This is a genomic window from Magnetococcales bacterium (genome assembly GCA_015231175.1).
Classification (GTDB): Bacteria; Pseudomonadota; Magnetococcia; order Magnetococcales; family DC0425bin3; genus HA3dbin3.
In genome coordinates this window covers 45,517-67,656 of sequence record JADGBZ010000002.1, presented here as the reverse complement: position 1 = coordinate 67,656, position 22,140 = coordinate 45,517, and the positions used below count along the sequence as shown (strand labels likewise).

At 56.7% G+C, this 22,140-nt stretch carries 22 protein-coding genes; 12 read left to right on the top strand and 10 right to left on the bottom strand.

Going from position 1 to position 22,140, the window contains the following annotated elements; translation table 11 throughout:
- Positions 1 to 15: 15 nt before the first annotated feature.
- From HQL63_00850 to HQL63_00840, 3 genes are read right to left on the bottom strand one after another with little or no spacing between them, the layout of a single operon-like run.
- A complete protein-coding gene (locus tag HQL63_00850; protein MBF0175387.1) occupies positions 16 to 1,017 on the bottom strand; it encodes a kinase in 1,002 nt (333 codons plus the stop codon).
- A 3-nt stretch (positions 1,018 to 1,020) separates the two neighbouring features.
- Positions 1,021 to 1,641, bottom strand: a complete 621-nt coding sequence (locus HQL63_00845; protein MBF0175386.1) for an NUDIX hydrolase — start codon at positions 1,639 to 1,641, stop codon at positions 1,021 to 1,023.
- A 29-nt stretch (positions 1,642 to 1,670) separates the two neighbouring features.
- A complete protein-coding gene (locus HQL63_00840; GenBank protein ID MBF0175385.1) occupies positions 1,671 to 2,681 on the bottom strand; it encodes a glycosyltransferase family 2 protein in 1,011 nt (336 codons plus the stop codon).
- A gap of 286 nt (positions 2,682 to 2,967) precedes the next feature.
- On the opposite strand from HQL63_00840, the gene HQL63_00835 reads away from it, so the two are divergent.
- The 7 genes from HQL63_00835 (at position 2,968) to HQL63_00805 (ending at position 10,880) form a co-directional block, all read left to right on the top strand.
- Positions 2,968 to 4,452 carry a cobalamin-dependent protein gene (locus tag HQL63_00835; protein MBF0175384.1) on the top strand — a complete coding sequence of 495 codons (1,485 nt, stop codon included), beginning with the start codon at positions 2,968 to 2,970 and terminating at the stop codon, positions 4,450 to 4,452.
- Positions 4,449 to 5,267: a transketolase gene (locus HQL63_00830; protein MBF0175383.1), complete on the top strand. Its 819-nt coding sequence runs from the start codon at positions 4,449 to 4,451 to the stop codon at positions 5,265 to 5,267. Before HQL63_00835 ends, HQL63_00830 begins: the two co-directional genes overlap by 4 nt.
- Positions 5,264 to 6,217 carry a transketolase gene (locus HQL63_00825; protein MBF0175382.1) on the top strand — a complete coding sequence of 318 codons (954 nt, stop codon included), beginning with the start codon at positions 5,264 to 5,266 and terminating at the stop codon, positions 6,215 to 6,217. Before HQL63_00830 ends, HQL63_00825 begins: the two co-directional genes overlap by 4 nt.
- A 34-nt stretch (positions 6,218 to 6,251) precedes the next feature.
- Positions 6,252 to 6,779, top strand: a complete 528-nt coding sequence (locus HQL63_00820; GenBank protein ID MBF0175381.1) for a dTDP-4-dehydrorhamnose 3,5-epimerase family protein — start codon at positions 6,252 to 6,254, stop codon at positions 6,777 to 6,779.
- 230 nt (positions 6,780 to 7,009) lie between these two features.
- A complete protein-coding gene (locus HQL63_00815; GenBank protein MBF0175380.1) occupies positions 7,010 to 9,112 on the top strand; it encodes a hypothetical protein in 2,103 nt (700 codons plus the stop codon).
- A 47-nt stretch (positions 9,113 to 9,159) separates the two neighbouring features.
- Positions 9,160 to 10,104, top strand: a complete 945-nt coding sequence (locus HQL63_00810; GenBank protein MBF0175379.1) for an SDR family oxidoreductase — start codon at positions 9,160 to 9,162, stop codon at positions 10,102 to 10,104.
- Positions 10,105 to 10,142: 38 nt separating this feature from the next.
- A complete protein-coding gene (locus HQL63_00805) occupies positions 10,143 to 10,880 on the top strand; it encodes an NTP transferase domain-containing protein (GenBank protein MBF0175378.1) in 738 nt (245 codons plus the stop codon).
- 109 nt (positions 10,881 to 10,989) lie between these two features.
- Here HQL63_00805 and HQL63_00800 read toward each other — a convergent pair whose 3' ends face one another.
- Positions 10,990 to 11,259 (bottom strand): DUF2442 domain-containing protein, encoded by a 270-nt coding sequence (locus HQL63_00800; protein MBF0175377.1) that lies wholly within the window; start codon positions 11,257 to 11,259, stop codon positions 10,990 to 10,992.
- A gap of 10 nt (positions 11,260 to 11,269) precedes the next feature.
- Positions 11,270 to 11,497 (bottom strand): DUF4160 domain-containing protein, encoded by a 228-nt coding sequence (locus tag HQL63_00795; protein ID MBF0175376.1) that lies wholly within the window; start codon positions 11,495 to 11,497, stop codon positions 11,270 to 11,272.
- Positions 11,498 to 11,606: 109 nt separating this feature from the next.
- Here HQL63_00795 and HQL63_00790 point away from each other — a divergent pair, with 109 nt between their 5' ends.
- From HQL63_00790 to HQL63_00775, 4 genes are all read left to right on the top strand, one after another.
- Positions 11,607 to 12,938, top strand: a complete 1,332-nt coding sequence (locus HQL63_00790) for a TolC family protein (GenBank protein ID MBF0175375.1) — start codon at positions 11,607 to 11,609, stop codon at positions 12,936 to 12,938.
- Between the two features lie 23 nt (positions 12,939 to 12,961).
- Complete coding sequence (locus HQL63_00785; protein MBF0175374.1) at positions 12,962 to 14,401, top strand: efflux RND transporter periplasmic adaptor subunit; 1,440 nt, start codon at positions 12,962 to 12,964, stop codon at positions 14,399 to 14,401.
- A 119-nt stretch (positions 14,402 to 14,520) separates the two neighbouring features.
- The gene (locus tag HQL63_00780; protein ID MBF0175373.1) at positions 14,521 to 14,721 is read left to right on the top strand and encodes a hypothetical protein; all 201 of its coding nucleotides are present in this window, start codon (positions 14,521 to 14,523) and stop codon (positions 14,719 to 14,721) included.
- A 253-nt stretch (positions 14,722 to 14,974) separates the two neighbouring features.
- On the top strand, positions 14,975 to 18,127 hold the full coding sequence (locus tag HQL63_00775; protein MBF0175372.1) for an efflux RND transporter permease subunit: 3,153 nt from the start codon (positions 14,975 to 14,977) through the stop codon (positions 18,125 to 18,127).
- 261 nt (positions 18,128 to 18,388) lie between these two features.
- Here HQL63_00775 and HQL63_00770 read toward each other — a convergent pair whose 3' ends face one another.
- From HQL63_00770 to HQL63_00750, 5 genes are all read right to left on the bottom strand, one after another.
- A complete protein-coding gene (locus HQL63_00770) occupies positions 18,389 to 19,171 on the bottom strand; it encodes a DNA adenine methylase (GenBank protein ID MBF0175371.1) in 783 nt (260 codons plus the stop codon).
- A gap of 284 nt (positions 19,172 to 19,455) precedes the next feature.
- Entirely contained in the window at positions 19,456 to 19,680 is a 225-nt protein-coding gene (locus tag HQL63_00765) for a hypothetical protein (protein ID MBF0175370.1), read from the bottom strand.
- On the bottom strand, positions 19,661 to 20,209 hold the full coding sequence (locus HQL63_00760) for a hypothetical protein (GenBank protein ID MBF0175369.1): 549 nt from the start codon (positions 20,207 to 20,209) through the stop codon (positions 19,661 to 19,663). Before HQL63_00760 ends, HQL63_00765 begins: the two co-directional genes overlap by 20 nt.
- A gap of 196 nt (positions 20,210 to 20,405) precedes the next feature.
- Positions 20,406 to 20,861: a phage virion morphogenesis protein gene (locus HQL63_00755; GenBank protein ID MBF0175368.1), complete on the bottom strand. Its 456-nt coding sequence runs from the start codon at positions 20,859 to 20,861 to the stop codon at positions 20,406 to 20,408.
- Positions 20,862 to 20,984: 123 nt separating this feature from the next.
- On the bottom strand, positions 20,985 to 21,551 hold the full coding sequence (locus HQL63_00750; protein ID MBF0175367.1) for a hypothetical protein: 567 nt from the start codon (positions 21,549 to 21,551) through the stop codon (positions 20,985 to 20,987).
- A 72-nt stretch (positions 21,552 to 21,623) separates the two neighbouring features.
- On the opposite strand from HQL63_00750, the gene HQL63_00745 reads away from it, so the two are divergent.
- Positions 21,624 to 22,140: hypothetical protein (locus HQL63_00745; GenBank protein MBF0175366.1), on the top strand; the 517-nt coding region annotated here is incomplete at its 3' end.

The window sequence follows — 22,140 nt, the reverse complement described above, 5'->3', positions numbered from 1 at the left end:
TTGTCTTGCGTGGCGTCAGGAAACGGCATCTTCCGGATTGAAGACAATAATTTTGCTGCCATCGTTGTTGAAGGAAAAATCGACGTGCAGCAGATTTTTGAGCCGTTCGCGCAGGCGCTGCCGCAAAGCGGGCCGCACCACAAACACCATGAACCCCCCGCCTCCAGCCCCCAGCAACTTTCCCCCGCTGGCTCCCGCCGCCATGGCCTCGGAGTAGATTTCATCAACAAGGGGTGTGGTCACGGCATCGGAGAGGGAACGTTTTCTCTGCCAGCTTTCATGCAACAACTTGCCAAAGTCGTCGATGGGCCGGCGGATGTCGCGCAGAATGTCGATCGCCTCGTCCACCATGCCCTGCATCTGGGTAAGCTCATTGATTTTTTTCGGAATATTTTTGATCTGTTTGGCCGCCACATCCGTGGCGAAGCGCGTCTTGCCGGTAAAGAACAGCATCAGAGAACTTTCCAACTCCACGCGACGCTCCGGGGCCAGGATGATGGGGACGACCTCATGGGTGCCGTCCTGTTTGAACTCGACGGCGTTGAAACCACCCCAGGCCACCATGATCTGATCCTGACAACCGACATGCTCCTGCAACACGTCCTGTTCAATGCGGATCGCCTCACGGGCCAGTTCATTCTTGGTCACCATACGTCCCTGCAAGGCATGCAAGGCGTGCAACAAACCAACCGTGAACGAGGAGCTGGAGCCCAAACCGGCCCGGGCCGGCAGGTCTCCATCATGGTGGATCTCCAGGCCCTGTTCGATCCCCCAATCGGTGAGGATCCCCCGAATGGCGGGGTGTTTGATCTCATCATGGGATTGGACCATCTCGACCAGGGAGTAGACAACCCGGGATTTGTGTTCAAAAAACGGCGGCAAAGGGCGCACGCTGATGTAACAATATTTATTGATGGCCGTCGCCAGCACCTTGCCCCCATGCTCGCGAAACCAGGCGGGATAGTCGGTGCCACCACCAAAAAAGGAGATCCGAAAAGGGGTGCGGCTGATGATCATCTCTTATTCTCCACACACATCTGGCGACGTGAATGAGCCAAACTGCTCGGGAAAACGCACCATGCAACGGTAAAACGCCAACAAGGTGGCGGCATCCTGGAGTTCCCCACGCGCCTCAAGGGAAAAAACCTCGGCAGGGGTAAACTCCCGCCAACCCGGCAAAAGGCCAAGTTCTCCTTCTACCTGACCTGATCCCGGCAAACAATCCATGGCCACAGCCAGGGCTACCCGGGCATTCAGCAATCCTGGAGCCGGATTGAAACAACCCAGATCCCATATGCGCCCGGGGGGGCAAACCAGGCCGGTCTCTTCCTGCAACTCGCGCCGGGCCGTTTCCAGGGAGCTCTCCCCCGGGTCGCAAAAGCCACCCGGGGCCTCCCAGATCCAACGGGAGACGGGGTGCCGGAAGATGCGCAACAGGACAAAACGACCCGCCACCACGGGCAAGACCACACAACCCGAGACGCCCTCCCGCCCCCTGGCCTTGGGCGCTACCACCAAAAAATCAGCCACCTCCCGCCCCAAACCGTCGCGAATCCGATCGGCATGTACATGGAACCGGCTGTTTTCATACACCCCCTGCCGGGCCAGAAGCGTCACTCCCGGAGCATCTTCCACTTCCACCCCCGTGCAACCGACCGGGAAGCCACCCCTCACGGCCCGGGGCGTGGTTCAATGCGGAAACCATCCTCCACGCCAACGGTGCTCTCGATGACCACAAGTGGCCGGCCCTTGATGTGGTTGTATATCTTACCGACATACAGGCCTAACACGCCAATCGTGAACAAAATCGTCCCACCCAAAAACAGCATGGTTACCATCATGGCCGGCCAACCAGGCTGGTGCCAACCGTACAACAATCGCGTCACGACCACAAAGACCAAATAGAAGAAAGAACCCGCGGAGACCATCAACCCCATGACCAGGGCAAAATAGAGCGGCGCCGAGGAAAAGGAGATCACGCCCGTGACAAAAGAGCGGGTCGGATTGATGCTGCCAAAAAGGGGATAATGGGTCTCTCCAGAGTAGCGGGGCTGCCGCTCATATGGAACGTAGACCTGTTTGAAACCGACCCAAACCACCAGGCCCCGCAAAAACGGCTCCTGTTCCCCTATGGAGAGGATCTGCTCCACAACCCGCCGGGTCAGGAGCTTGAAATTCCCGGTATCGATGGGTATTTTGATGTCGGCCACGAAGTTGATGATGCGGTAGGCTTGGCGCGTCAGCCACATCTTCATGGGGCTTTCGCCGAGGCGTTTGGTGCGTGTCGTGTGGACCACATCGGCCCCCTCGCGCCACTTTTCGACCAGGGTGGCGATCAATTCCGGAGGATCCTGTAGATCCGCATCCATGTAGACCAGCGCATCGCCCCGGGCATAACGAAAGCCCGCCAAAAAGCAACGAATCACGCCAAAACGCCGCGAGGTGTTGATGATTTTGACCCGTGGATCCTTTGCCGCATGCTCCTTCAGAATCTCCAGGGTGCGGTCCGTGGAGTCGTCGTTGACAAAAACCAGCTCATAGCGCAACTTAAGCTGATCCAATGTCTTGTAGAGCCTGGAAAAAAGCTCGTGCAAGACATCTTCTTCGTTGCGCAACGAAAAAACAACGGAGAGCAAGGGAAGCTTTTCCGGAGAAGCATCTGTGTTTTGGACTGATTCCATGAAGAAAATATCCTGTTCCTGGGATGGCTCCGCATCGGTTGCGACACGACAACAAACCGGTAGCTGATTCTCCTTTTTTTCTGGTTTTTGTCAAGAGGCGCAACCGCTTGCCGTACCCCCGTCAGCCTGACGCCAAAGTTTGGAACAAAAAAGAGACCAAATAAATCCACCAGTTGCAACCTGACAAAAAATGGCGATTGTCTTTATGAACCCAAACATTTAGAGTGCTCGGTTCGGAGTGTCGTTCCAGTTGCGCCTCACCCCAAGACGGACCAAAGAACGGATCATGTCAGAGCAAGTTGATGTCCTGTTGATCAATCCCGGGGACCGGAAACAAATCTACCAGGGCCTGGGCGACCAGATCAGCGCCATCGAGCCTCCGGTGTTTGCCGGTTTGTTTGCCAACTATCTGCGACGTCTGGGCTTTCGGGTGGCAATCTACGACACCCCGGCCATGATGGTTCCCGCTGCCACAGCGGCCCAGGTTGCCGTCGAAGATTTTCACGCCACCCTGATCGTCCTGCCGGTTTACGGCTACCAACCTTCGGCCTCCACGCAAAACATGACCTCGGCAGGCACCATCGCCCGTTTGATCAAGGAAGCCGCCCCCCACGCCCGCGTGCTGATGACCGGCACCCATCCCGCCGCCTTGCCGGAACAAACCATGCGCGAAGAGAACGTGGATTTTGTCTGTGGTGGCGAAGGGCCTATCACCATACGCGATACGCTGCGCGCCTTGCAGGCCGGGGCCCATGATTTTTCCGCCATCCCGGACCTTTGGTGGCGTTCGGAAAACAAGATCGTTCCGCCCCGCTTTCATGCCCCCTTGATCCAGGATCTGGACACGGAGATGCCCGGCGTCGCCTGGGATCTGCTCCCCATGGAGCGCTATCGCGCCCACAACTGGCACTGCTTCGGCGACATCCATAACCGCTCCCCCTACGCATCCCTGTTCACCTCGCTGGGGTGCCCGTTCCATTGCAATTTTTGCTGCATCAACGCCCCCTTCGGCAAGCCCTCCTACCGGATGTGGAGTCCGGAAACCGTGGTCCGCGAAATCGCCTTCCTGGTGGAGCACCATGGCGTCAAAAACATCAAAATTGTGGACGAAATGTTTGTCCTCAACAAACGGCATGTCCGGACCATTTGCGAAAAACTGATCGAACGGGGGTTCGACCTCAACATTTGGGCTTATGCCCGCGTGGATACAGTGTACGACGAACTCCTGGGGCTGCTGCGCCAGGCCGGTTTTCGCTGGCTCGCCCTCGGGATTGAAAGCGCCAGTGCCTATGTCCGCGACGGCGCCGAAAAAACCCTCCAGGACCAGGAGATCATCCAGACCGTCCGCCGCATCCAGAGCGCCGGCATCCACGTGATGGGCAATTACATGTTCGGCCTGCCGGAAGACACCCACGAACGCATGCAGGCCACCCTGGATCTGGCCCTGGAATTGAACACCGAATTCGCCAACCTCTACTCGGCCATGGCCTATCCGGGCTCCGCCCTTTACAAAATGGCCGTGGAAAAGGGGCTCGCCCTGCCCGAAAAATGGCATTTCTATTCGCAGCACGCCTACGAAACCCGGCCCCTGGCCAATGACCATCTGTCGGCAGCCGACATTCTGGCCTTTCGTGACAAGGCGTTCCAGACCTACTTCAACCATCCCCCCTATCTGGATCTGGTGCGGGACCGATTTGGTCAGGAAACCCTCGACCATCTCCGCAGCGTCACGGCCATTCCCCTGCGACGCCAACTCCTGGAGCATACATGAACGACTCCCTGGAATATTTGCAAGAGAAGTCCCGTTGGGTCCGGCGCGAGACGGTGCGCCTGCACAAACTGGCCCCCGGCACCCGTTTGGCCTCCTCCCTCTCGTGCGTCGAAATCCTCTGCGCCCTCTACTACGGCGGGGTGATACGCCACGACCCGGCCCATCCCCATTGGGCGGATCGGGACCGGCTCATCCTGAGCAAGGGGCATGGTTGCATCTCCTTCTATCCCATTCTCGCCGACCGTGGGTACATTCCACGCGAGGAGCTGGAACGCATCGCCAAGCCGGAGTCCATCCTGGGTGTCATCCCCGAGGCGATCGTCCCCGGCATCGAAACCACCAACGGCTCCCTGGGACATGGGCTGGGGGTCGGCTGCGGCATGGCCCTGGCGTTGCGCAAACGCCGCTCCACCCGCAAGGTCTTTGTCCTCACCGGCGATGGCGAAATGAACTCCGGCGCCATCTGGGAAGCCGTCATGTTTGCCGGTTTCCATCGCCTGGATAACCTGATCATGATCCTGGATGACAACAAGGTCTCCATGCTGGGACGCCAGGTCGATATCCTTGGGCTGGCGCCCTTTCCTGAAAAACTGCGTCAGTTTGGCTGGCATGTCGAAACAGTCGCCGGTCACGATGTGGGGGCCATCCAGGAGCGTCTGCGCGACATGGTGCAACACCCCCCTGGCAAACCCCAGGCCCTGGTCGCGGATACAGTCAAAGGACGGGGCGTCCCGGAGTTGGAGAGGGATCCCCTGTGTCACGTCAAAGTCTTCAAGGAAGAGGAAGTGGATCGCATCCTCGGGGAGTTGCCATGAGCGCCGACGTTCGGAAAACCATGCGGGATTCGCTGATCGAACGCATCTATCACCGCATGCGCACCGATGAAGATATTTTTTTTCTCTCCGCCGACATGGGAGCCCCCATTCTGGACCATGTGCGCGCCGACTTTGCCGACCGGTTCATCAACGTCGGCATTGCCGAGCAAAACATGGTCAACGTGGCGACGGGCCTTGCCCTGGAGGGGTTCAAGGTTTTTGCCTATGCCATTGCGCCGTTTTTCTTGCGCGCCTTTGAGCAGATCCGCATCGATCTGGCCTTGATGGCCCAGCACCATCCGCTCAATGTCAACCTGATCGGCGTGGGCGGCGGGGTGAGCTATGACGTTTCCGGTCCCACCCACCACTGTCTGGAAGATCTCACCACATTTCGCGCCCTGCCCAACGTTCACCTCTTCTCCCCCTGCGACTGGTACGGAGCCGCCGACTTCCTGGATTATGCCCTGGAAGTGCCCAAGCCCAAATATATCCGCCTGGATGGCAAGGCCTTTCCCGCTATCTACTCCGCCGAACGACCGCTGCCAGCCAAAGAGGGATTTTGTACCTTGCGCCCGGGCCAACAGGTGATGCTCGTCGCCACGGGCCACATGACCCGTATCGCCCTGGAGGTCGCCGCCCGCTTTGCACCGGGTCAGGTCGGCGTCATCGACCTCTTCCTGCTGAAACCTGTCGCCGAGGAAAAACTGGTCCAGGCCCTGGCCGGTTGCCATCACATCATCACCATGGAAGAGGGGTTCACCGACAAGGGTGGTCTGGATGCTTTGCTTCGATCCGTGCATCATCGGCATGGCCTGTCGCAAAAAATGCTCTCCTTCGGCTTCCAGGATGAATACATGTCAAAATTTGGCAACCGGGAGTACCTCTATCAATTAAACGGCTGCGACGCCCAGGTTATTGCCGAAAACGTGGGTCGCTGTTTGCAACAGTGACCTGCCGCCCTGCCAACAGGCCAGAGAGGAGCCCATGTCGTCACCACTCAGAGTCGAAAAAACCAAACTGCCCGGCGTGCTGTTGATCCACCCGTTGACCGTCTTCGAAGATTTTCGGGGCTATTATGTCGAGACCTACAACCGGGAGGCGTATCACGCCGCCGGCATCACCATGGATTTTGTCCAGGATGATCTCTCCTCCTCCCACCTGCACGTGCTGCGCGGCATCCACGGCGATGGCGAAACCTGGAAACTGGTCTCCTGCCCCTATGGCCGCTTCTATCTGGTGGTGGTGAACTGCGACCCCAACTCCCCCCTGTTCGGTCAGTGGGTTCCCTTCACCCTGTCGAGTGTCAACCGGCGGCAGGTGCTGATTCCGCCCTGGCATGGCACCTCACATCTGATCCTCAGCGAATTTTCCATCTTCAACTACAAACAAACCACCTACTACGATCGCCCCAGTCAATTCACCTACCGTTGGGACGACCCACGGTTTGGCATCTATTGGCCCGTGACCAACCCGATTCTCTCCCCGCGTGACAGCATGACAGAGATAAAATAGATCCCCCCCGCGTCCCGCTGGTTTCCTCTTCAGATCAGGGAAAATGTGTCGCGACGCCGTGCGAACGCCGGGTGGGCGTATGCGACGCGCAACAGGGTATGACAAGGCAGTCAATGCAATCAATGGCACAACCCCGCCCGGATCATTCCGGTTATTCGAGTATTTTATCAACTAAAACATACTCGTGGGCGTGCGTCGCGTTGTACACTGTGCTGATCTTGTCGATCAACATGGCCTTTCCGTTCGATATCCCAACCGCCCAGCATGATCTGGGTAGCCAGTTAAGCTACGAATTTTATCTGAAAAAAGGTTACCAATTTGGTGTGCAGGTCATTCAAAACATTGGTCCCCTTGGGTTATTAAATTACCCCAATATTTATACGGGATTATATGAATATCAAAAAATTATTTATACTTTTATTAACTTATTATTGACAATTCGCATGATTTTTTTTGCATCCCATGACATCTCCTCACAAACAGGGCGCACAGTCCACTTTGTTGTTATTCTGTTGACCAGCCTTACCTGGGGTGGATTTTTGTTAACAGGCGGCAGTTATGTTTTTTTGGTATTATCTGCACAATACCTCTTTTCAACAGCCAAGAAAAAGACGATTCTCTCCGAATCGGTTTCCATATTTGAAATATTTTTGATGATTAATTTATCGATATTAATGATGGCGAAAACAATGTACAGCGTCATTGTTTTGATTCTCGTTGTCAGTTTGTTTTTGTTACGTATCTCGGAAAAAAGATTCGCTGAGACATTCATTCTGTGTTCAGTATTTTTTGCATCTTTTATATTTTTTTGGATTTCCTCTGCTCAAACATTAGACACTCTCCCACGCTACATGATGTCAATATTTTTATTTACAGATGGATACAATGAATTTGCAGCGCGATACGAAAAACCTTTATATTTCTGGGGCGCCATGTCCGTATGGGCCGTTATTTTACTGAACATTATACTGCGACTTGGCGATTTAATCTCGAATAAGTTTCGTCTTGGCATGATATTATCACAAACATTTATCTTCTTTGCCATGTGGAAGCATGGTTTTGTCAGGGCCGATGGCCAACATATGCAGGTCTTTTTCCGGCCCATATTGGCCTTGTTTCCGCTAATTTTACTAGGATACTCTAATGAGTTAACCAACACAAAAAATAAAATTATGCGTTATTTTCGGACTGCGACGTATCCTGTAAAACAATCACCAGATACCTGTGTCGATAGTCCTGGCTGTTCGTCGCCGACCGCAACCCATAACAAGGTGCGGCATGATATATCTTGGGTGACACGATATCATTTCGGTCAATTTTTTATTGTGATAACAATTGGGTTCGTTTATAGCATGTCTATTGACTTACCAAACCACACGATAAGAGTATCAGAGGGTTTCAGGTATGTTATTGTTGACCGCGCCATTAATAACATTAGTTTTGTCTTGGATTTACGGCGCAATATGAACAAGCAGGGCGTCAAATACCAAGAAAGCGCCGAGAATGTTAAGGCTTCTATCCCCACAATTATCAAAACTGTCGGTCAAGCAACGGTGGATTTTTTTGGTTCCAACCCTGGTATTCCCCTATTGGGTGACCTAAATTACCATCCACGCCCCATGCCGATAGCTTTCGCGGCTACTAACGAACATATATTGGAAATGAATAGAAAATTTTTTGTCTCTGCACGCACGGCCACCAAGTTTGTCATGCTGCCTGATGCCACACCCGTCATGCAAGACAATCTGGCTTTTGTTGAGATATTATTGCGCTATTTTCCTGTTGTGATCGAAAACAGAATTATTCTCTTGAGAAGACGTGAAGACCAGCATATGGCCGATGCGTTTAAATTTAACGACACTGTTATAGGAAAAAAATTCAGACTTGGCGAGTGGGTGCCGATAATCTATAAAGAAAACAGTTTTTCTAGAATGAAAATTAATGGGAAATACAGTAAGCTCGGTAAGGTTGTTAGTTTTTTATATAAACCACCAAGAAATTATATTGATTTTAAATTCAAAGATGACAATATTGTTTCAGTGAATTATTTCATGTCAACCGGAAAGACGAACTTTTTGGTTGTGCCGTTTTTAAAGGATGAAAAATTGCTGAGATTTCTCAAAGACAGAAAGGTGACGAAGGATATGTTGCCTGTGCAATTTCGACTTGTTGTTGAGAAAGAAAAACAATCCTATTATAATTCAGATGAATTTTCCGTCGATTATCAAAATTCGGACAATTTTTTACCCATGCTGGATTGGCAAAGTTCGCTGTGGGCCATGCCCCCCCCCTCTACCTTGCCCCCCACACCTGTTTCTGCTTCATCTTTCTGAAAAGTTTCATGTTTATGAACTGCATTGCACAAGGGAGCTACCCGATCATGACGGAAAAACATTCGATTCTGATAACAGGTGGAGCCGGTTACCTGGGTTCCACCATGGTTCCGGAGTTTTTGGCCGCCGGCCACCGGGTCACCGTTTTGGACAGCTTCATCTTTCAGCAAAACTCTTTGGCCCATGTGTGCGCCAACCCGGATTTTCAGATCGTCCGGGGCGATTGCCGGGACCAGCGCATCATGGCCGATCTGATCAAAAAGGCGGACGTGGTGATCCCCCTTGCCGCCCTGGTGGGCGCTCCCCTCTGCTCGCGAGATGAAATCGGCACCGTCTCGATCAACCGTGACGCCGTCGTCATGTTGTGCAAAATGTTGAGTCCGCAACAACGGGTGCTGATGCCGGTCAGCAACTCCGGCTACGGCATCGGCGAGGCCGGCAAACACTGCGATGAAAAATCCCCCCTGCGGCCCATCTCCCTCTATGGCCGCGTCAAGGTGGAGGCCGAAGAGGCCATGATGCAACATCCCAACGCCATCAGTTTCCGCCTGGCCACCGTCTTCGGCATGTCCCCACGCATGCGCATCGATCTGCTGGTCAACGACTTTGTCTACCGCGCCGTCCACGACCGGGCCGTGGTGTTGTTTGAATCGCACTTCAAACGCAACTACATCCATGTCCGTGACGTGACCCGGGTCTTCCTTCATGCCTTGGGCAAATTTTCGGACATGAAGGGTGAGATCTACAACGTTGGCCTCTCCGATGCCAACCTCTCCAAACGTGAACTCTGCACCCGCATCCAGGCCCATCTGCCCCATTTTGTCGCCATGGACGCCCCCATCGGGGAAGATCCAGACAAACGGGACTATATCGTCTCCAACGATAAAATCGAGGCCACCGGCTTCAAACCGGCCCACGGCCTGGATCTGGGTATTCAGGAGCTGATCAAGGGGTACACCATGCTGCGCAACACCCGTTACAGCAACGTTTAACCGACACAAAGGCCATGACTGAGGTGCGGTCAAACTGCTTGCAACCGGTCACGGTCGCTGTATTGGCGGGCGGCCTGGGCACCCGTGTCCGGGGTGTCTTGGGCCAGACGCCGAAACTGCTGGCTCCGCTGGCCGATCGACCATTCCTGGAGTACCTCCTGGAGTGGCTGATGTTTTTCGGCGCCCGGCGCGTGGTGCTCTGCCTGGGGCACCGCGCCGGGGCCATTCAGGAGTATTTGGCCAACCATCCCGGGCCTCCTGGCCTTGAGATGTGGCCGGTCATCGAACCCGAACCCTTGGGAACCGCAGGCGCCCTGCGGCATGCCATGCCCCACCTGCGGGACCGCCGCGTCCTGCTGGTCAACGGGGACACTTTTGTCGGGGCCAATCTGTGTCGGTTCCACGCCACCCACGTGGCGGCAAAAACCGAAGCAACCCTCCTTTGTACCCAAGTCCCGGACGTGAGCCGCTACGGTTCGGTCAGCATTGACGCCGACAACCGGCTGCAACACTTTCTCGAAAAAGATCCGTCTCGCCAGGGAACCGGATCCATCTATGCCGGTCTCATCCTTATGGAGCCTGCCATGTTGCGGCGTATTGCCGCCCATGCCGGGTCGTCTCTGGAGAAAGACATTTTGCACGCCATGGCCCCCGGCTCCCTGGCCGCCATGGTGGACACTTACCCGTTTATCGACTTTGGGACACCCGACAGCTACGCTTTTGCGCAGACGTTTTTTAAAAACTGGGCCGCCCACTTGTCGGGTAGTGATCGTTGAATCTTCCCACCACACACTCTCAAGTCGGCGCCCTTTCAAGAAAAACCTGGACATGAAAGCCTTTGTCAGGGCTTCGCCCCGGACCCCACCGGGGCGCCGTCCTCGGCGTTCATCCAGCGACTTTCATGTTTTGCTGACGGATCTGCTCATGGAGAGTATCGGCGCCGTATCCCAAGTCGCCGCGCCAACCCACGGCGCAACCCCAATCGATCACTTCGACCTCGGAAAACAGATCAGGATTTTCCAGGTGACGCAACGGAGCCGATCTCTGAATGATCGGCGTCATATCAACGGCATCTTCCACACCATTTCGCCATTTCACGACAAGGGTAAGCGTGCCGGGAATGGCGTGTACGGATTCAACGCGGTGGGCCTGCATGGCAATCTCCTTATCCGTTCATGTCGATCCAGGCCAGGGCGATTTTTTCGCGATGCCTTTTGGCCCATTCGATAGCGGCGTTAACGTGGGCATGGGCCTCATCTCCCCCCATGACGACCATATCCCTGATGCAAACGATGGCATCTGCTTCCGGAGACGCCACATGGAAATGGGGCAGGTTATGGTCGTCGGCATAAACACTGATTTTGATTTTTCCGATCTGGGTGATCGTCGTCATCCGCTCGAATCTCCTTACCACGATCTTTCCACCGGCGCCATGCGTCTCATGACCATATGGCGGCCCCTTGACAAAATGACAAATCGATATGCTACATGGCTGCCATGTTATGCCACTCTTTAAGACCAACAAACGGCCTGTCATGAAAAATCTGGTCGGAGGATCTCTCGTTCCCTGGCTTCTCCTGGCGGTGTTCCTGATTGGACCCGCCCATCCGGCTCGGGCCGGGGAGAACACCTCCAACGAACGGGTCGGCGCCTCTGTGGAAGAGTTGCTGATCCGTGCCCGCGCCATGAATCCGGAGTTGGCAGCGGCATCTCTGGAGACAGAAGCAGCCCAAGCCCGGGTTCAAGGGTCCGATGCCCTGCCGGACCCAAAATTCCAGCTGACGCTGGATGACATCTCGGAAAACGCTCGCGGCCTCCCTGGCCGTTCGGCAACATATAAATATCTCTTCCAACAGGAGATCCCCTGGTGGGGCAAGCGGGGCATCAAGCGAGAGATCGCCGCTGCCGAAAACCGGGAAGCCGAAGGCCAACATGCGGACAAGGTGGCCAACGTGCTCATGAAGGTCAAAATGACCTATGCGGATTATCACCGTGTTCACCTCACTATGGATCAAACCAACGAGTTGATTCAAATCCTCCGTGCCCTGGTCGAGTTTGCCCGTTTGCGTTATGCCAACGGCGTGAGCGGACAGCAGGAGGCCACATCCGCCGAGGCGGAACGCGGCGCCATGTCTGCGGATTTGATTCGTCTGGAAAAAGAGCGCCACCGCATCCGCGCTCGCTTAAACGCCCTGGTCAACCGCCCCCCGGATGCCCTGCTGGTCGAACACCCGCAATTGCGTCCTCTGCCGCCAGCCACCACCCTGGACTACCACAAACTCCTGGAGTGCGGCCTGGCCGCCAACCCTGCCCTGCGCATGGGACAGGCCCGCCTGGAAGCCGCCACGGAGAATATCCGTTTGGCAAAGAAAAACTGGTTTCCCGACCTGGACATGGGCGTTGGCCTGGTCAATCGCCGCAACGCGGAGATGCAGGATGGCTTTGAGGCGATGCTGGCCGTCCGTGTACCCTTGCAGTGGGAACCCCTCAAAGCCCAGGAACGGGATGCCCTGCTGAAAAAACAAGCCGCCCAGGAACGCCTGCACGCCGAACACCTCCAGGTGGAAGCCGGATTGCGCGAGGCCTTGCTCAGTCTGGAGGAGACCCAACAGGTGGAAAAAGTGACCCGGGAGAGTCTGCTGCCCCAGGCACGCATCGCCCTGCAAGCGGCCCTGAAGGGGTATGAAAACGGCAATGCCGACGCCACCACCGTCCTGGATACGATCCAACGCCTGAAAAAATTTCAGATCGACCTGATCAAGGCCCAGTTTGAACAGCAGGTGCGTCTTGCCGAGATCGAAAGGTTTGTGGGAGAAGAGTTATGCGCCAAGTGACCACCTTCTCTGCCCCATTCAGGATGCTCTCCTGTGGCACAATCTTTCGGGCCGTGCTTGCGGGGAGTTTTCTCGTTTTGACCCCGGCCTGGGGCGCCGGGGATGAACATGCGGGGCACGGCGAGTCGCATCACCACGCCGATGCAGCACCAAACCATGCGGACAAGAACCCACGCAAGATTCTCTATTACCGCAACCCCATGGGCCTGCCCGACACCTCCCCCACGCCCAAAAAGGACAGCATGGGCATGGATTATGTCCCGGTCTATGCCGACGCACCTGCCCCGGAGAAAGCCAAACCATCTGCCACACATCCCGGCAACAACAGTCCGCGCAAGGTTCTCTATTACCGCAACCCCATGGGCCTGCCCGATACCTCCCCCACGCCCAAAAAGGACAACATGGGCATGGATTATGTCCCGGTCTATGCCGAAGATGCGGCCCCAACGGGGAGCGATGCGGTGCGCATCGATCTGGACAAGGTGCAAAAACTGGGGGTCAAGACGGAGATGGTCGCCTGGCGTCCCATGACCCGGTCCATTCGCGCCGTGGGCACCGTGCAGGTGGACGAGCGCAAACTGCACATCGTCACCCAGAAGTATGAAGGTTGGATCGAAAAACTCTTCGCCAACACCACCGGTCAATCCGTGCGTCGGGGAGAGCCGTTGATGGAGGTGTACAGCCCGGCGCTGGTGGTGGCACAGCAGGAGTATCTGGCGGCTTTTCGGGCCAGAGAACGGTTGCAGGATGCCGACGCCGAAACCCGGGACACGGCAGGCAACCTGGCGGAAAGCGCCCTCACCCGCCTGCGCAACTGGGATATCTCCGAAGACCAGATCAAACAACTGCAAGCCAGGGGCAAAGCCGGCAGGAGCATGACCGTCCATGCCCCGGTTTCGGGTGTCATCCTGGAAAAAGGGGCCATCCAGGGCATGCGTTTCATGCCGGGCGACATGCTCTACCGCATCGCCGACCTTTCCACCATTTGGGTCATGGCCGACATTTTTGAGCAGGATGTGGGTCTGGTGCGCCAAGGCCAAATCGCCGAGGTGACCTTGAGCGCCATGCCGGGGAAACGTTTCTCCGGCAAGGTGGCCTTCATCCATCCCACCCTGACCACCGAAACCCGTACCGTCAAGGTGCGCATCGAGATGCCCAACCCGGGCGGATTGTTGCGTCCCGCCCTCTATGCCACCGTGGTGTTGTCAGCCCCGACCGATGATGGCGCCGTCATGACGGTACCGGACTCCGCCGTTTTGGACAGCGGTTCACGGCAGGTGGTTCTTGTGGAGCGGGGTGAAGGGCTCTATGAACCCCGTCCGGTCCGCATGGGCGGCAAGGGGGGTGGCTTCACGGAGATCATGGAAGGGGTCAAAGCCGGTGAAAAGGTGGTGGTGCGCGCCAATTTTCTCATCGATGCCGAGGCCAACCTGCGGGCCGCTCTCGGACATTTTTCGCATTGATTCACCAGAGAAGGGGAAAATCGATGCCTGATATCGTCAAAAAGCATCCTCGTTTCACTCTGGTGTCCCGTCTGCTGCTGCTCGCTGTTCTGGGGTTGCTGACATCGGGTTGCCCCGTGATGATGCCGATCATGATGCCGATCATGTCTGGGATGGGCGACACGCACAACAACCAACAAAATAAAACAGAAAAAAACACCGCTGAAGATGCCCCCGAGTCCAAATCCCGCAAAACACCTCAACACACAGAAAAAAACACCGCTGAAGATGCCCCCGAGTCCAAATCCCGCTCAATACCTCAACATCAGGAACGGCCATGATGTTTGTTTAGAAGGTAATTGTTCAAAGACCCCCAGACCGTAACCACTCATCGCCCCTTCCAGAAAATCCTGGACATGAAAGCCTTTGTCAGGGCTTCGCCCCGAACCCCGCCAGGGCAACGCCCTGAACCAAGCCAGGGAGCCAGCCCCCTGGACCCCGATTCGTGGCCGGGTGGTGCATGGTTACGTTTAGAAGAGAGCGCAATATTCCGGCAAGACAAAATGGCAACTGTGCATCGGAAGGGATCCGTCGATGATTGCTTGGGTGATTCGCTGGTCATGCCGCAATGTTTTACTGGTATTGTTGGCAACTTTCTTCCTGATTGCCAGCGGCATCTACGCCGTAGTGCGCATTCCCCTGGACGCCATTCCGGACCTTTCCGATGTGCAGGTGATCCTGCTGACGGAATACCCCGGGCAAGCCCCACAGGTCGTGGAGGATCAGGTCACCTATCCCTTGACCACGGCGATGCTCTCGGTGCCCCGCTCCAAGCTGGTCCGGGGCATCTCCTCGTTTGGCATCTCCTTCGTCACCATTATTTTTGAGGATGGAACCGATATCTATTGGGCGCGCAGCCGGATTCTGGAGTACCTCAACTTTGCGGCCAGGCAGCTGCCTCCCGGCATCACCCCCACCTTGGGTCCGGATGCCACCGGCGTGGGATGGGTCTACCAATATGTCGTCCTGGCCAAAGAGAAGAGCCTGGCCGAACTGCGCACCCTGCAAGATTGGTATGTGCGTTTTCATCTGGCCAGAACCGAAGGGGTCGCCGAGGTGGCCAGCGTTGGCGGCTATGTCCAGCAATATCAGGTCATCGTCGATCCCCAGCAGTTGCAGGCCTATCAGATCCCCCTGTCACGCCTCAGCCAGGCCATCGCCATGAGCAACCGCGACGTGGGCGGGCGGGTCGTGGAGATGGCCGAGACCGAATATATCGTGCGGGGACGGGGTTATCTGCGCGGAATCCATGATCTGGAAAAAATCGTTCTCAAAGAGGTGAACGGCGCCCCGGTCCGGATCGGCGACGTGGCCCGCGTCGAACTGGGGCCTGACGAACGCCGGGGCATGGCCGAACTGAACGGCGAAGGCGAAGCGGTCAGCGGCATCGTCGTGCAACGCTTTGGCCAGAATGCCCTGAAGGTGATTCAAAATGCCAAAGACCGCCTCGCCGAAATCACCTCTTCCCTGGGGGAGGGGGTCCATATCGAGGCCGTGTATGACCGTTCCGCCTTGATTCTGCGGGCCATTGAAACCCTGAAGCACACCCTGATCGAAGAGAGCCTGATCGTTGCCGGGGTGTGTATCCTTTTTCTCCTGCACGTCCGCAGCGCCCTGGTGGCCATTCTCATGCTGCCGGTCGGGGTCTTGATTGCCATCCTGCTCATGCAATCCCTGGGGATGACCTCCAACATCATGAGCCTGGGGGGGATCGCCATTGCGGTGGGGGCCATGGTGGATGCGGCCATCGTCATGGTCGAAAATGCCCACAAACACCTGGAACGGGCCGCGCCGGACACCCCCCGCCATCGTGTCATCATGGAGGCTGCCTGCGAGGTGGGACCGCCTCTCTTTTTCAGCCTGCTGGTGATCACCGTCTCCTTTCTGCCGGTCTTCACCCTGGAGTCTCAGGAAGGCCGAATGTTCAAACCCCTGGCTTTCACTAAAACCTTTGCCATGGCCGGGGCGGCGCTGCTCTCGATAACGCTGGTACCGGTCCTGATGCTGCTTTTTGTACGCGGACGCATCACGCCCGAGCATAAAAACCCCATCAACCGCCTGTTGGTCTGGCTCTATCGGCCCATCATCCGCCTGGTGTTGCGTTTCAAAAAGAGTTTCATCCTGCTGGCCCTGGTGGTCATGGGGGTCAGCGTGGCTCCCGCCTTGCGTCTGGGCAGCGAGTTCATGCCTGATCTCGACGAGGGAACCCTGCTCTACATGCCCACCACCCTGCCCGGGCTCTCCATGACCAAGGCCGAGGAGATGCTCCAGACCCAGGACAAGATCATCAAGGGTTTTCCGGAGGTAGCCTCGGTGTTTGGCAAGGCAGGCCGGGCCAACACCGCCACCGATCCGGCGCCAACCGAAATGTTTGAGACCGTCATCAATCTCAAACCTGCATCCGCCTGGCGTCCCGGCATGACCCGGGAAAAGCTGGTCGCCGAGCTGGACGCCGCCCTGCAAATGCCGGGGGTCAACAACGCCTGGACCATGCCCCTCAAGGCCCGCATTGACATGCTCGCCACCGGAATCCGCACTCCCATTGGCATCAAGGTGTTCGGCAACAGCCTGGAGACGATTGAACCCCTGGCCGAACAGATCGAGGCGGTCGTCAAGCGCGTGCCGGGCACGACCAGCGCCTATGCCGAACGGGTGGGCGGCGGTTTCTATCTGACCATCGACCCGGATCGGGACGCCATTGCCCGTTATGGTCTGACCATTGGCGATCTCCAGGAGGTGATCCTGACCGCTCTGGGAGGGGAGACCGTCACCACCACCGTCGAAGGCCGCGAACGGTTTTCCGTCAACGTGCGTTACCCGCGTGATTTTCGTTCGGACCCCGACTCCATCGCCCAACGGGTTCTGGTCCGCGCCGAAAATGGCGCTCAGATTCCACTGGGGCAACTGGCTTCCATCCGTCTGGAGAAGGGGCCGGCGGCCATCCGCACCGAAAACGCCCTGCTGTCGGTCTATATTTTTGTGGATATTCGCGACCGGGACATCGGGAGTTATGTCGCCGACGCCCGCCAAGCCGTGCAGGAGAAGGTGCGGATGCCCCAGGGAACCTTTCTCCAGTGGAGCGGCCAGTTTGAATACATGGAGCACGCCAAAGCCAAACTCAAAGTCGTCCTGCCTCTGACGCTGTTCATCATTTTCCTGCTGCTTTACCTGAATTTCGGGCGCCTGACCGAAACCCTGATCGTCATGCTCTCTCTCCCCTTCGCCCTGGTCGGCGGCATCTGGTTGATGGATCACCTCCACTTCAACCTGAGCGTGGCCGTGGCGGTGGGATTCATCGCCCTGGCCGGGGTGGCCGCCGAGACCGGCGTGGTGATGTTGATCTATCTGGACCACGCCCTGCGGGAACGCTTCTCCCGATGCCAGGCGGAAAACAGCATCCCCACCCGAAACGACATCCACGCCGCCATCATGGAAGGAGCCGTCGAACGGGTGCGCCCCAAAATGATGACCGTGGTGGCCATCATGGCCGGCCTGCTCCCCATCATGTGGAGCGCCGGCACCGGCTCGGAAGTGATGCGCCGCATCGCCGCCCCCATGGTGGGCGGCATGGTCTCCTCCACCCTCCTGACCCTGATCATCATCCCGGCCATCTATGGGCAGATCAAGGAGTTTACCCTGCGCCGAAGATCCATACTGAAAGACCAGTCGTCCAGGAGTATTGTCTGATCGGGAGTAACGATTCAGCGGTAGTCGTTCAGACACCCCACGTCAGTAGCCATTCAGCACCCGGCAACGAATCGGGGTCCAGTGGGCTGGCTCCCCGGCTTTGTCCATGGCAGCGCCATGGTGAGGTTCGGGGCGAAGCCCTGACAAAGGCTTTCCTGTCCAGACTTTTCTTGCAAGGGTGACTACAGGCGCGCGAAAAAATTCCGGTCAGAAGCGCGAAAGATTGCGCTTCTGACCGTTTCACTGGGTGAACCCGCTGGTTCAGTAATTCCGGATCAACACCTCCTGTGCCTGGGTGCGAACCCCTTTCGAGCAAGAGTATCGGGTTGAGATGTTCTCAATTCGGAACATTCTGAACGTGTCCCGCACCCCCGGTATATCATTCAGGCTCATCAGCCACTTCCCGGAGGTGTTACCCAGGAGGGAGGCCAAGCGGGCATAGTCTGCCCGGGAGAAGATCCCCTTTCCGTAGTACCCTTCCACACCCCAATAGGGTGGATCCAGATAGAAGAAGGTGCTTGGCCGGTCATACCGCTGGATGACATCCGCATAGGGAAGATGCTCGACGGTCACCCTTGCCAGCCGCCTGTGGGCGGCCTCCATGTCCTGCCTGATGCGGTCGGGATTGAAGTTTGACGGCTCTGTGGCCGAGTAGCCAAAGGTCCGTTTTCCGGTCATGCGGCCGCCGAAACTCAGCTTGTGGATGTAGTAGAACCGGACGGCGCGCTGGATATCCGTCAAATTTTCTGGGGAAACGTCAAGGAACCGCTCGAACTCTGCCCGGCTGGTCACGAACCATTGGATGGCATCGACAAAAGCGCTCCAGTGATGCCGCACCACCCGGTAGAGATTGACGACATCGCGGTTGATATCGTTCAAGTCCTCCTGTTTGGCCGGAGGTTTCGAGAACAGGATCCATGCAGCCCCAGCGAAGGGCTCTATATAGCATGTATGTTCCGGGATCAACGGAACAATCTTTTTGGCCAGCAGGCGTTTACCGCCCATCCATCCTGCCAGGGGCGATTTGATTTGATTTATATCCATGAGCGTCATTCCTTGTGTCTGACGCTCGACGGCGTTCTTGGTGAACGGTTCCACACCTCGTGCATTTGATTTCGATGGCTACCTGACTGTCTTTCTCCAGTAATTTCCCCAGCATTTTGCCACACACTTCACATCGGATCTCACTTGGCATGACTTTTTCTTTCAGTTTCCCTGTCGTGGTGCCACGGTGCGGGATTGGCCAGATGTGGCCGGTTTGGTCATGCGTTTTTGTGCAACGCGGTTCGGGGTGTTGGCGCACCCCGGCCCCCGCCTGTTGGCAGGGGTCATACGTAATAGACGGGGATTTTTCCCCCGCCCTTGATTTTTGTCGCCTTGCCACCCTGGACCATCACCTGGTCGCCGACGCCGAGTGATGGATCGGCGGTCACCTCGACGATCCCTTGGGCTGTGGCCACTCTGGCCTTGCCGCTGACGACGGCCAGCACGCGCCCGGTCATGGTCTGGCGTCCGGTCAGCAGACGCTGAAGATCAAGCAATGGTTGGGACATGGCGCAGGATCTCCAGCGATGTGGTGATGCGTGGTCCGGTGGCGTCGTGGCTGACGCTGGTCACCTTGCCGCGCCAGGACTGGCCCATCAGGGCATCGTGGATCTCCACCAGGTGGCCCGGCAGAATGCCGGGTCGGTGGATACAGGTGAGGGAGACCTCCTGGAGGTCCCCGCCGGCATCGATCTCGGCGCGGCCCCGGGAGATCTTGGCGTCAGTTGTGGCGAGAAGCGGGTCGGAGATGTCGTCGCCGCGAAACTCACCGTCGCCGCGCTGGCAGATGATTTCGCCGTCGCTGGCCAGGTTGCCGGCGGTGCCGGTGATGCGGAGCTGGATCGGATAGGCATCCAGCCCTGCCACATGTTTTGGTGTGGTCAGACTCCAGGAGCGCGCCAGGATGGTATAGCCAACCCGGGCGACGGACACCCCGGATGGCCTGGTAGCTGCCGCCCCGGAAAATCGCGATCCAATCCTTGAATCCAGACATGCACACACCTCCTCTTCGTCCCGGTCGGTCGGTTCACAAAACACGCATGGGATGATAAGAGGATTTTCGAGGGTCTGGTGGTGAGGATGGCGAATTTGCAACAAAATCGACGGCGGAAGAATTTTTTTTGATGGAAGCGAAAACGCCCCTGGAAGGCGGTTTGCTGGGTAACCCTTACCAACCTACCCCCGCACCAGAAAAACGCCACAGACCCCATTGCGCAACGCTTGGCAATGGCATCTACAGGCCAGACATGAGATGGCGTTGCAGGATGTCCAGGATCTCCCCCTGTCCGGAAGGAGAGAGTCCCAAAAAGGGACGTGGGGGAATGTAGACTTTGTGCCCGCGTCCGGCCTCGCCACCGAGCTGGTGGATGCGGGCATAGATGACGTTGGTGCCGACCGACGCATGGTCAGGTCCATACTCCTGCTGGACAGAACCGGCCAGTCGCCCCAATACCTGCAGGATGGGGCCAGGCCATTTTCCCTCTTTCTCTCGTTGCTTTTCGGTGGACTCAGCCAGTCCCGGCCAGGGCTTCCCCTCCGGAGAGGTCTCCCGGGCAAAAGCCTGTTCCGCCTCATCGGCCAGCACCCCGGCCACCTGCCGCATCGCCGGACGCAGGTTCGCACCCTGGGCATGCAGGGCGTTCAACAGCGCCAATACCGAGCCGTCGTCGATTTTTATTTCCATGGTCACGGAGATTTTGTATCCTCGTAGATGAAAGGTGGGAGCGCGATGTCGGCTGGGTCTGGACCCGATAGCTGATGGGAGACGCCGGGGCGGTATCCAGATGCCGCTGTCTGGCCAACCTCCCACCTTTTATTTCTTATAAATGGGTTCCCCTGCACGCGCTCTGTTCAAAGTTCCCACTCTCGCCCGAAGCAAATTCCATATCAGGCTTCCATCCCGGTTCATCCTGGCCACTGCGAACATGTCGCGAGATCCCTGGAACAAGCCGATATAATGGGTCCGAAATCCGTCGGGGTATTCGGTTATCCACACCTCATAGGGAGCCGTGAGTGTCGGAATCAGGAAATCTCCGAACCTTTCACGAGTGCTCATCCTGTCTTCCACGACATGCGCAAGCAGGTCGCGTCGCAAAATCACTCTCTCGACAGGGGATTCAATAATCCGTGTTGGATTGTCCTGAGAAAGACCGACCGCTTTCGACAGGATATCCAAGGCTTCTTCCTTCGTTTTTCCTGGAGTAAGGAGTGCCGGGGTCAAGATGCGCAGAGAGTCAGGGACGTCAATAATATTTGGTCTTCCATGCTGCTCCCAGGTCTTTTGTCCCGGCAGCATCCTCAAGCAAGGTTTATTCACGTATCTTCTCCCAGACAATCCGGCAATGCTGTCGCTCAGGATGAGCAGAGCAAGCTCACGCACGGTATGCAGCCTCTTTTCTGCCCGCAACACACCGGTTCGTTCGGATCGGAACAGCCCAAGGTATGGCCGGACGTGAGACTGAACATCTGGTTGAAAAGTTTTGATGATTCCGGCTGCCTGGCGGTTATCCTCGGTAGCAGCGAAGAGTTCCATGTCAGCCCGGATGTTACAGTGCGGGCAGTATCCGCTCATGTTTGTCTCCTGAGGTCACAAATCGAACCTGTCGCCGCCTTGATGAACGCCGTGGCAAGTGGCGCACATATGCTATTGCCGTACCGTAGTCGCCCGATCCCACATATCATCCCAGGCCGGGAACCGATCACGCCGATCTGCCCGGAATGCGACCGTATCTGGGTGGAAAAACAGCAAGACGACATGCGTTTGGAGTCACTGCGCAGAAAACAGGGATCTTTGAGCAACCAAATCGGGAAAACCGGCATTCCTGACCGCTTCAAAAGCAAATCATTGACGGATTTCCAGACAGAGAGTTCATCGATGGCATACGCCAAAGAAGTCGCTACCCGCTATTGTGAGACGATCCAGGACAGGATACAAAGCGGTGATTCACTGATCTTCTGCGGGCAACCTG

Excerpts from the sequence above, each read along its gene's own strand:
- HQL63_00815 (MBF0175380.1), top strand. The coding sequence starts at position 7,010 with ATGGCCTTTCCGTTCGATATCCCAACCGCCCAGCATGATCTGGGTAGC.
- HQL63_00765 (MBF0175370.1), bottom strand. The coding sequence starts at position 19,680 with ATGTCCCAACCATTGCTTGATCTTCAGCGTCTGCTGACCGGACGCCAG.
- HQL63_00825 (MBF0175382.1), top strand. The coding sequence starts at position 5,264 with ATGAGCGCCGACGTTCGGAAAACCATGCGGGATTCGCTGATCGAACGC.
- HQL63_00795 (MBF0175376.1), bottom strand. The coding sequence starts at position 11,497 with ATGACGACGATCACCCAGATCGGAAAAATCAAAATCAGTGTTTATGCC.
- HQL63_00820 (MBF0175381.1), top strand. The coding sequence starts at position 6,252 with ATGTCGTCACCACTCAGAGTCGAAAAAACCAAACTGCCCGGCGTGCTG.
- HQL63_00810 (MBF0175379.1), top strand. The coding sequence starts at position 9,160 with ATGACGGAAAAACATTCGATTCTGATAACAGGTGGAGCCGGTTACCTG.
- HQL63_00835 (MBF0175384.1), top strand. The coding sequence starts at position 2,968 with ATGTCAGAGCAAGTTGATGTCCTGTTGATCAATCCCGGGGACCGGAAA.
- HQL63_00770 (MBF0175371.1), bottom strand. The coding sequence starts at position 19,171 with ATGGATATAAATCAAATCAAATCGCCCCTGGCAGGATGGATGGGCGGT.
- HQL63_00780 (MBF0175373.1), top strand. The coding sequence starts at position 14,521 with ATGATGCCGATCATGATGCCGATCATGTCTGGGATGGGCGACACGCAC.
- HQL63_00785 (MBF0175374.1), top strand. The coding sequence starts at position 12,962 with ATGCTCTCCTGTGGCACAATCTTTCGGGCCGTGCTTGCGGGGAGTTTT.
- HQL63_00850 (MBF0175387.1), bottom strand. The coding sequence starts at position 1,017 with ATGATCATCAGCCGCACCCCTTTTCGGATCTCCTTTTTTGGTGGTGGC.
- HQL63_00840 (MBF0175385.1), bottom strand. The coding sequence starts at position 2,681 with ATGGAATCAGTCCAAAACACAGATGCTTCTCCGGAAAAGCTTCCCTTG.
- HQL63_00790 (MBF0175375.1), top strand. The coding sequence starts at position 11,607 with ATGCCACTCTTTAAGACCAACAAACGGCCTGTCATGAAAAATCTGGTC.
- HQL63_00830 (MBF0175383.1), top strand. The coding sequence starts at position 4,449 with ATGAACGACTCCCTGGAATATTTGCAAGAGAAGTCCCGTTGGGTCCGG.
- HQL63_00775 (MBF0175372.1), top strand. The coding sequence starts at position 14,975 with ATGATTGCTTGGGTGATTCGCTGGTCATGCCGCAATGTTTTACTGGTA.
- HQL63_00800 (MBF0175377.1), bottom strand. The coding sequence starts at position 11,259 with ATGCAGGCCCACCGCGTTGAATCCGTACACGCCATTCCCGGCACGCTT.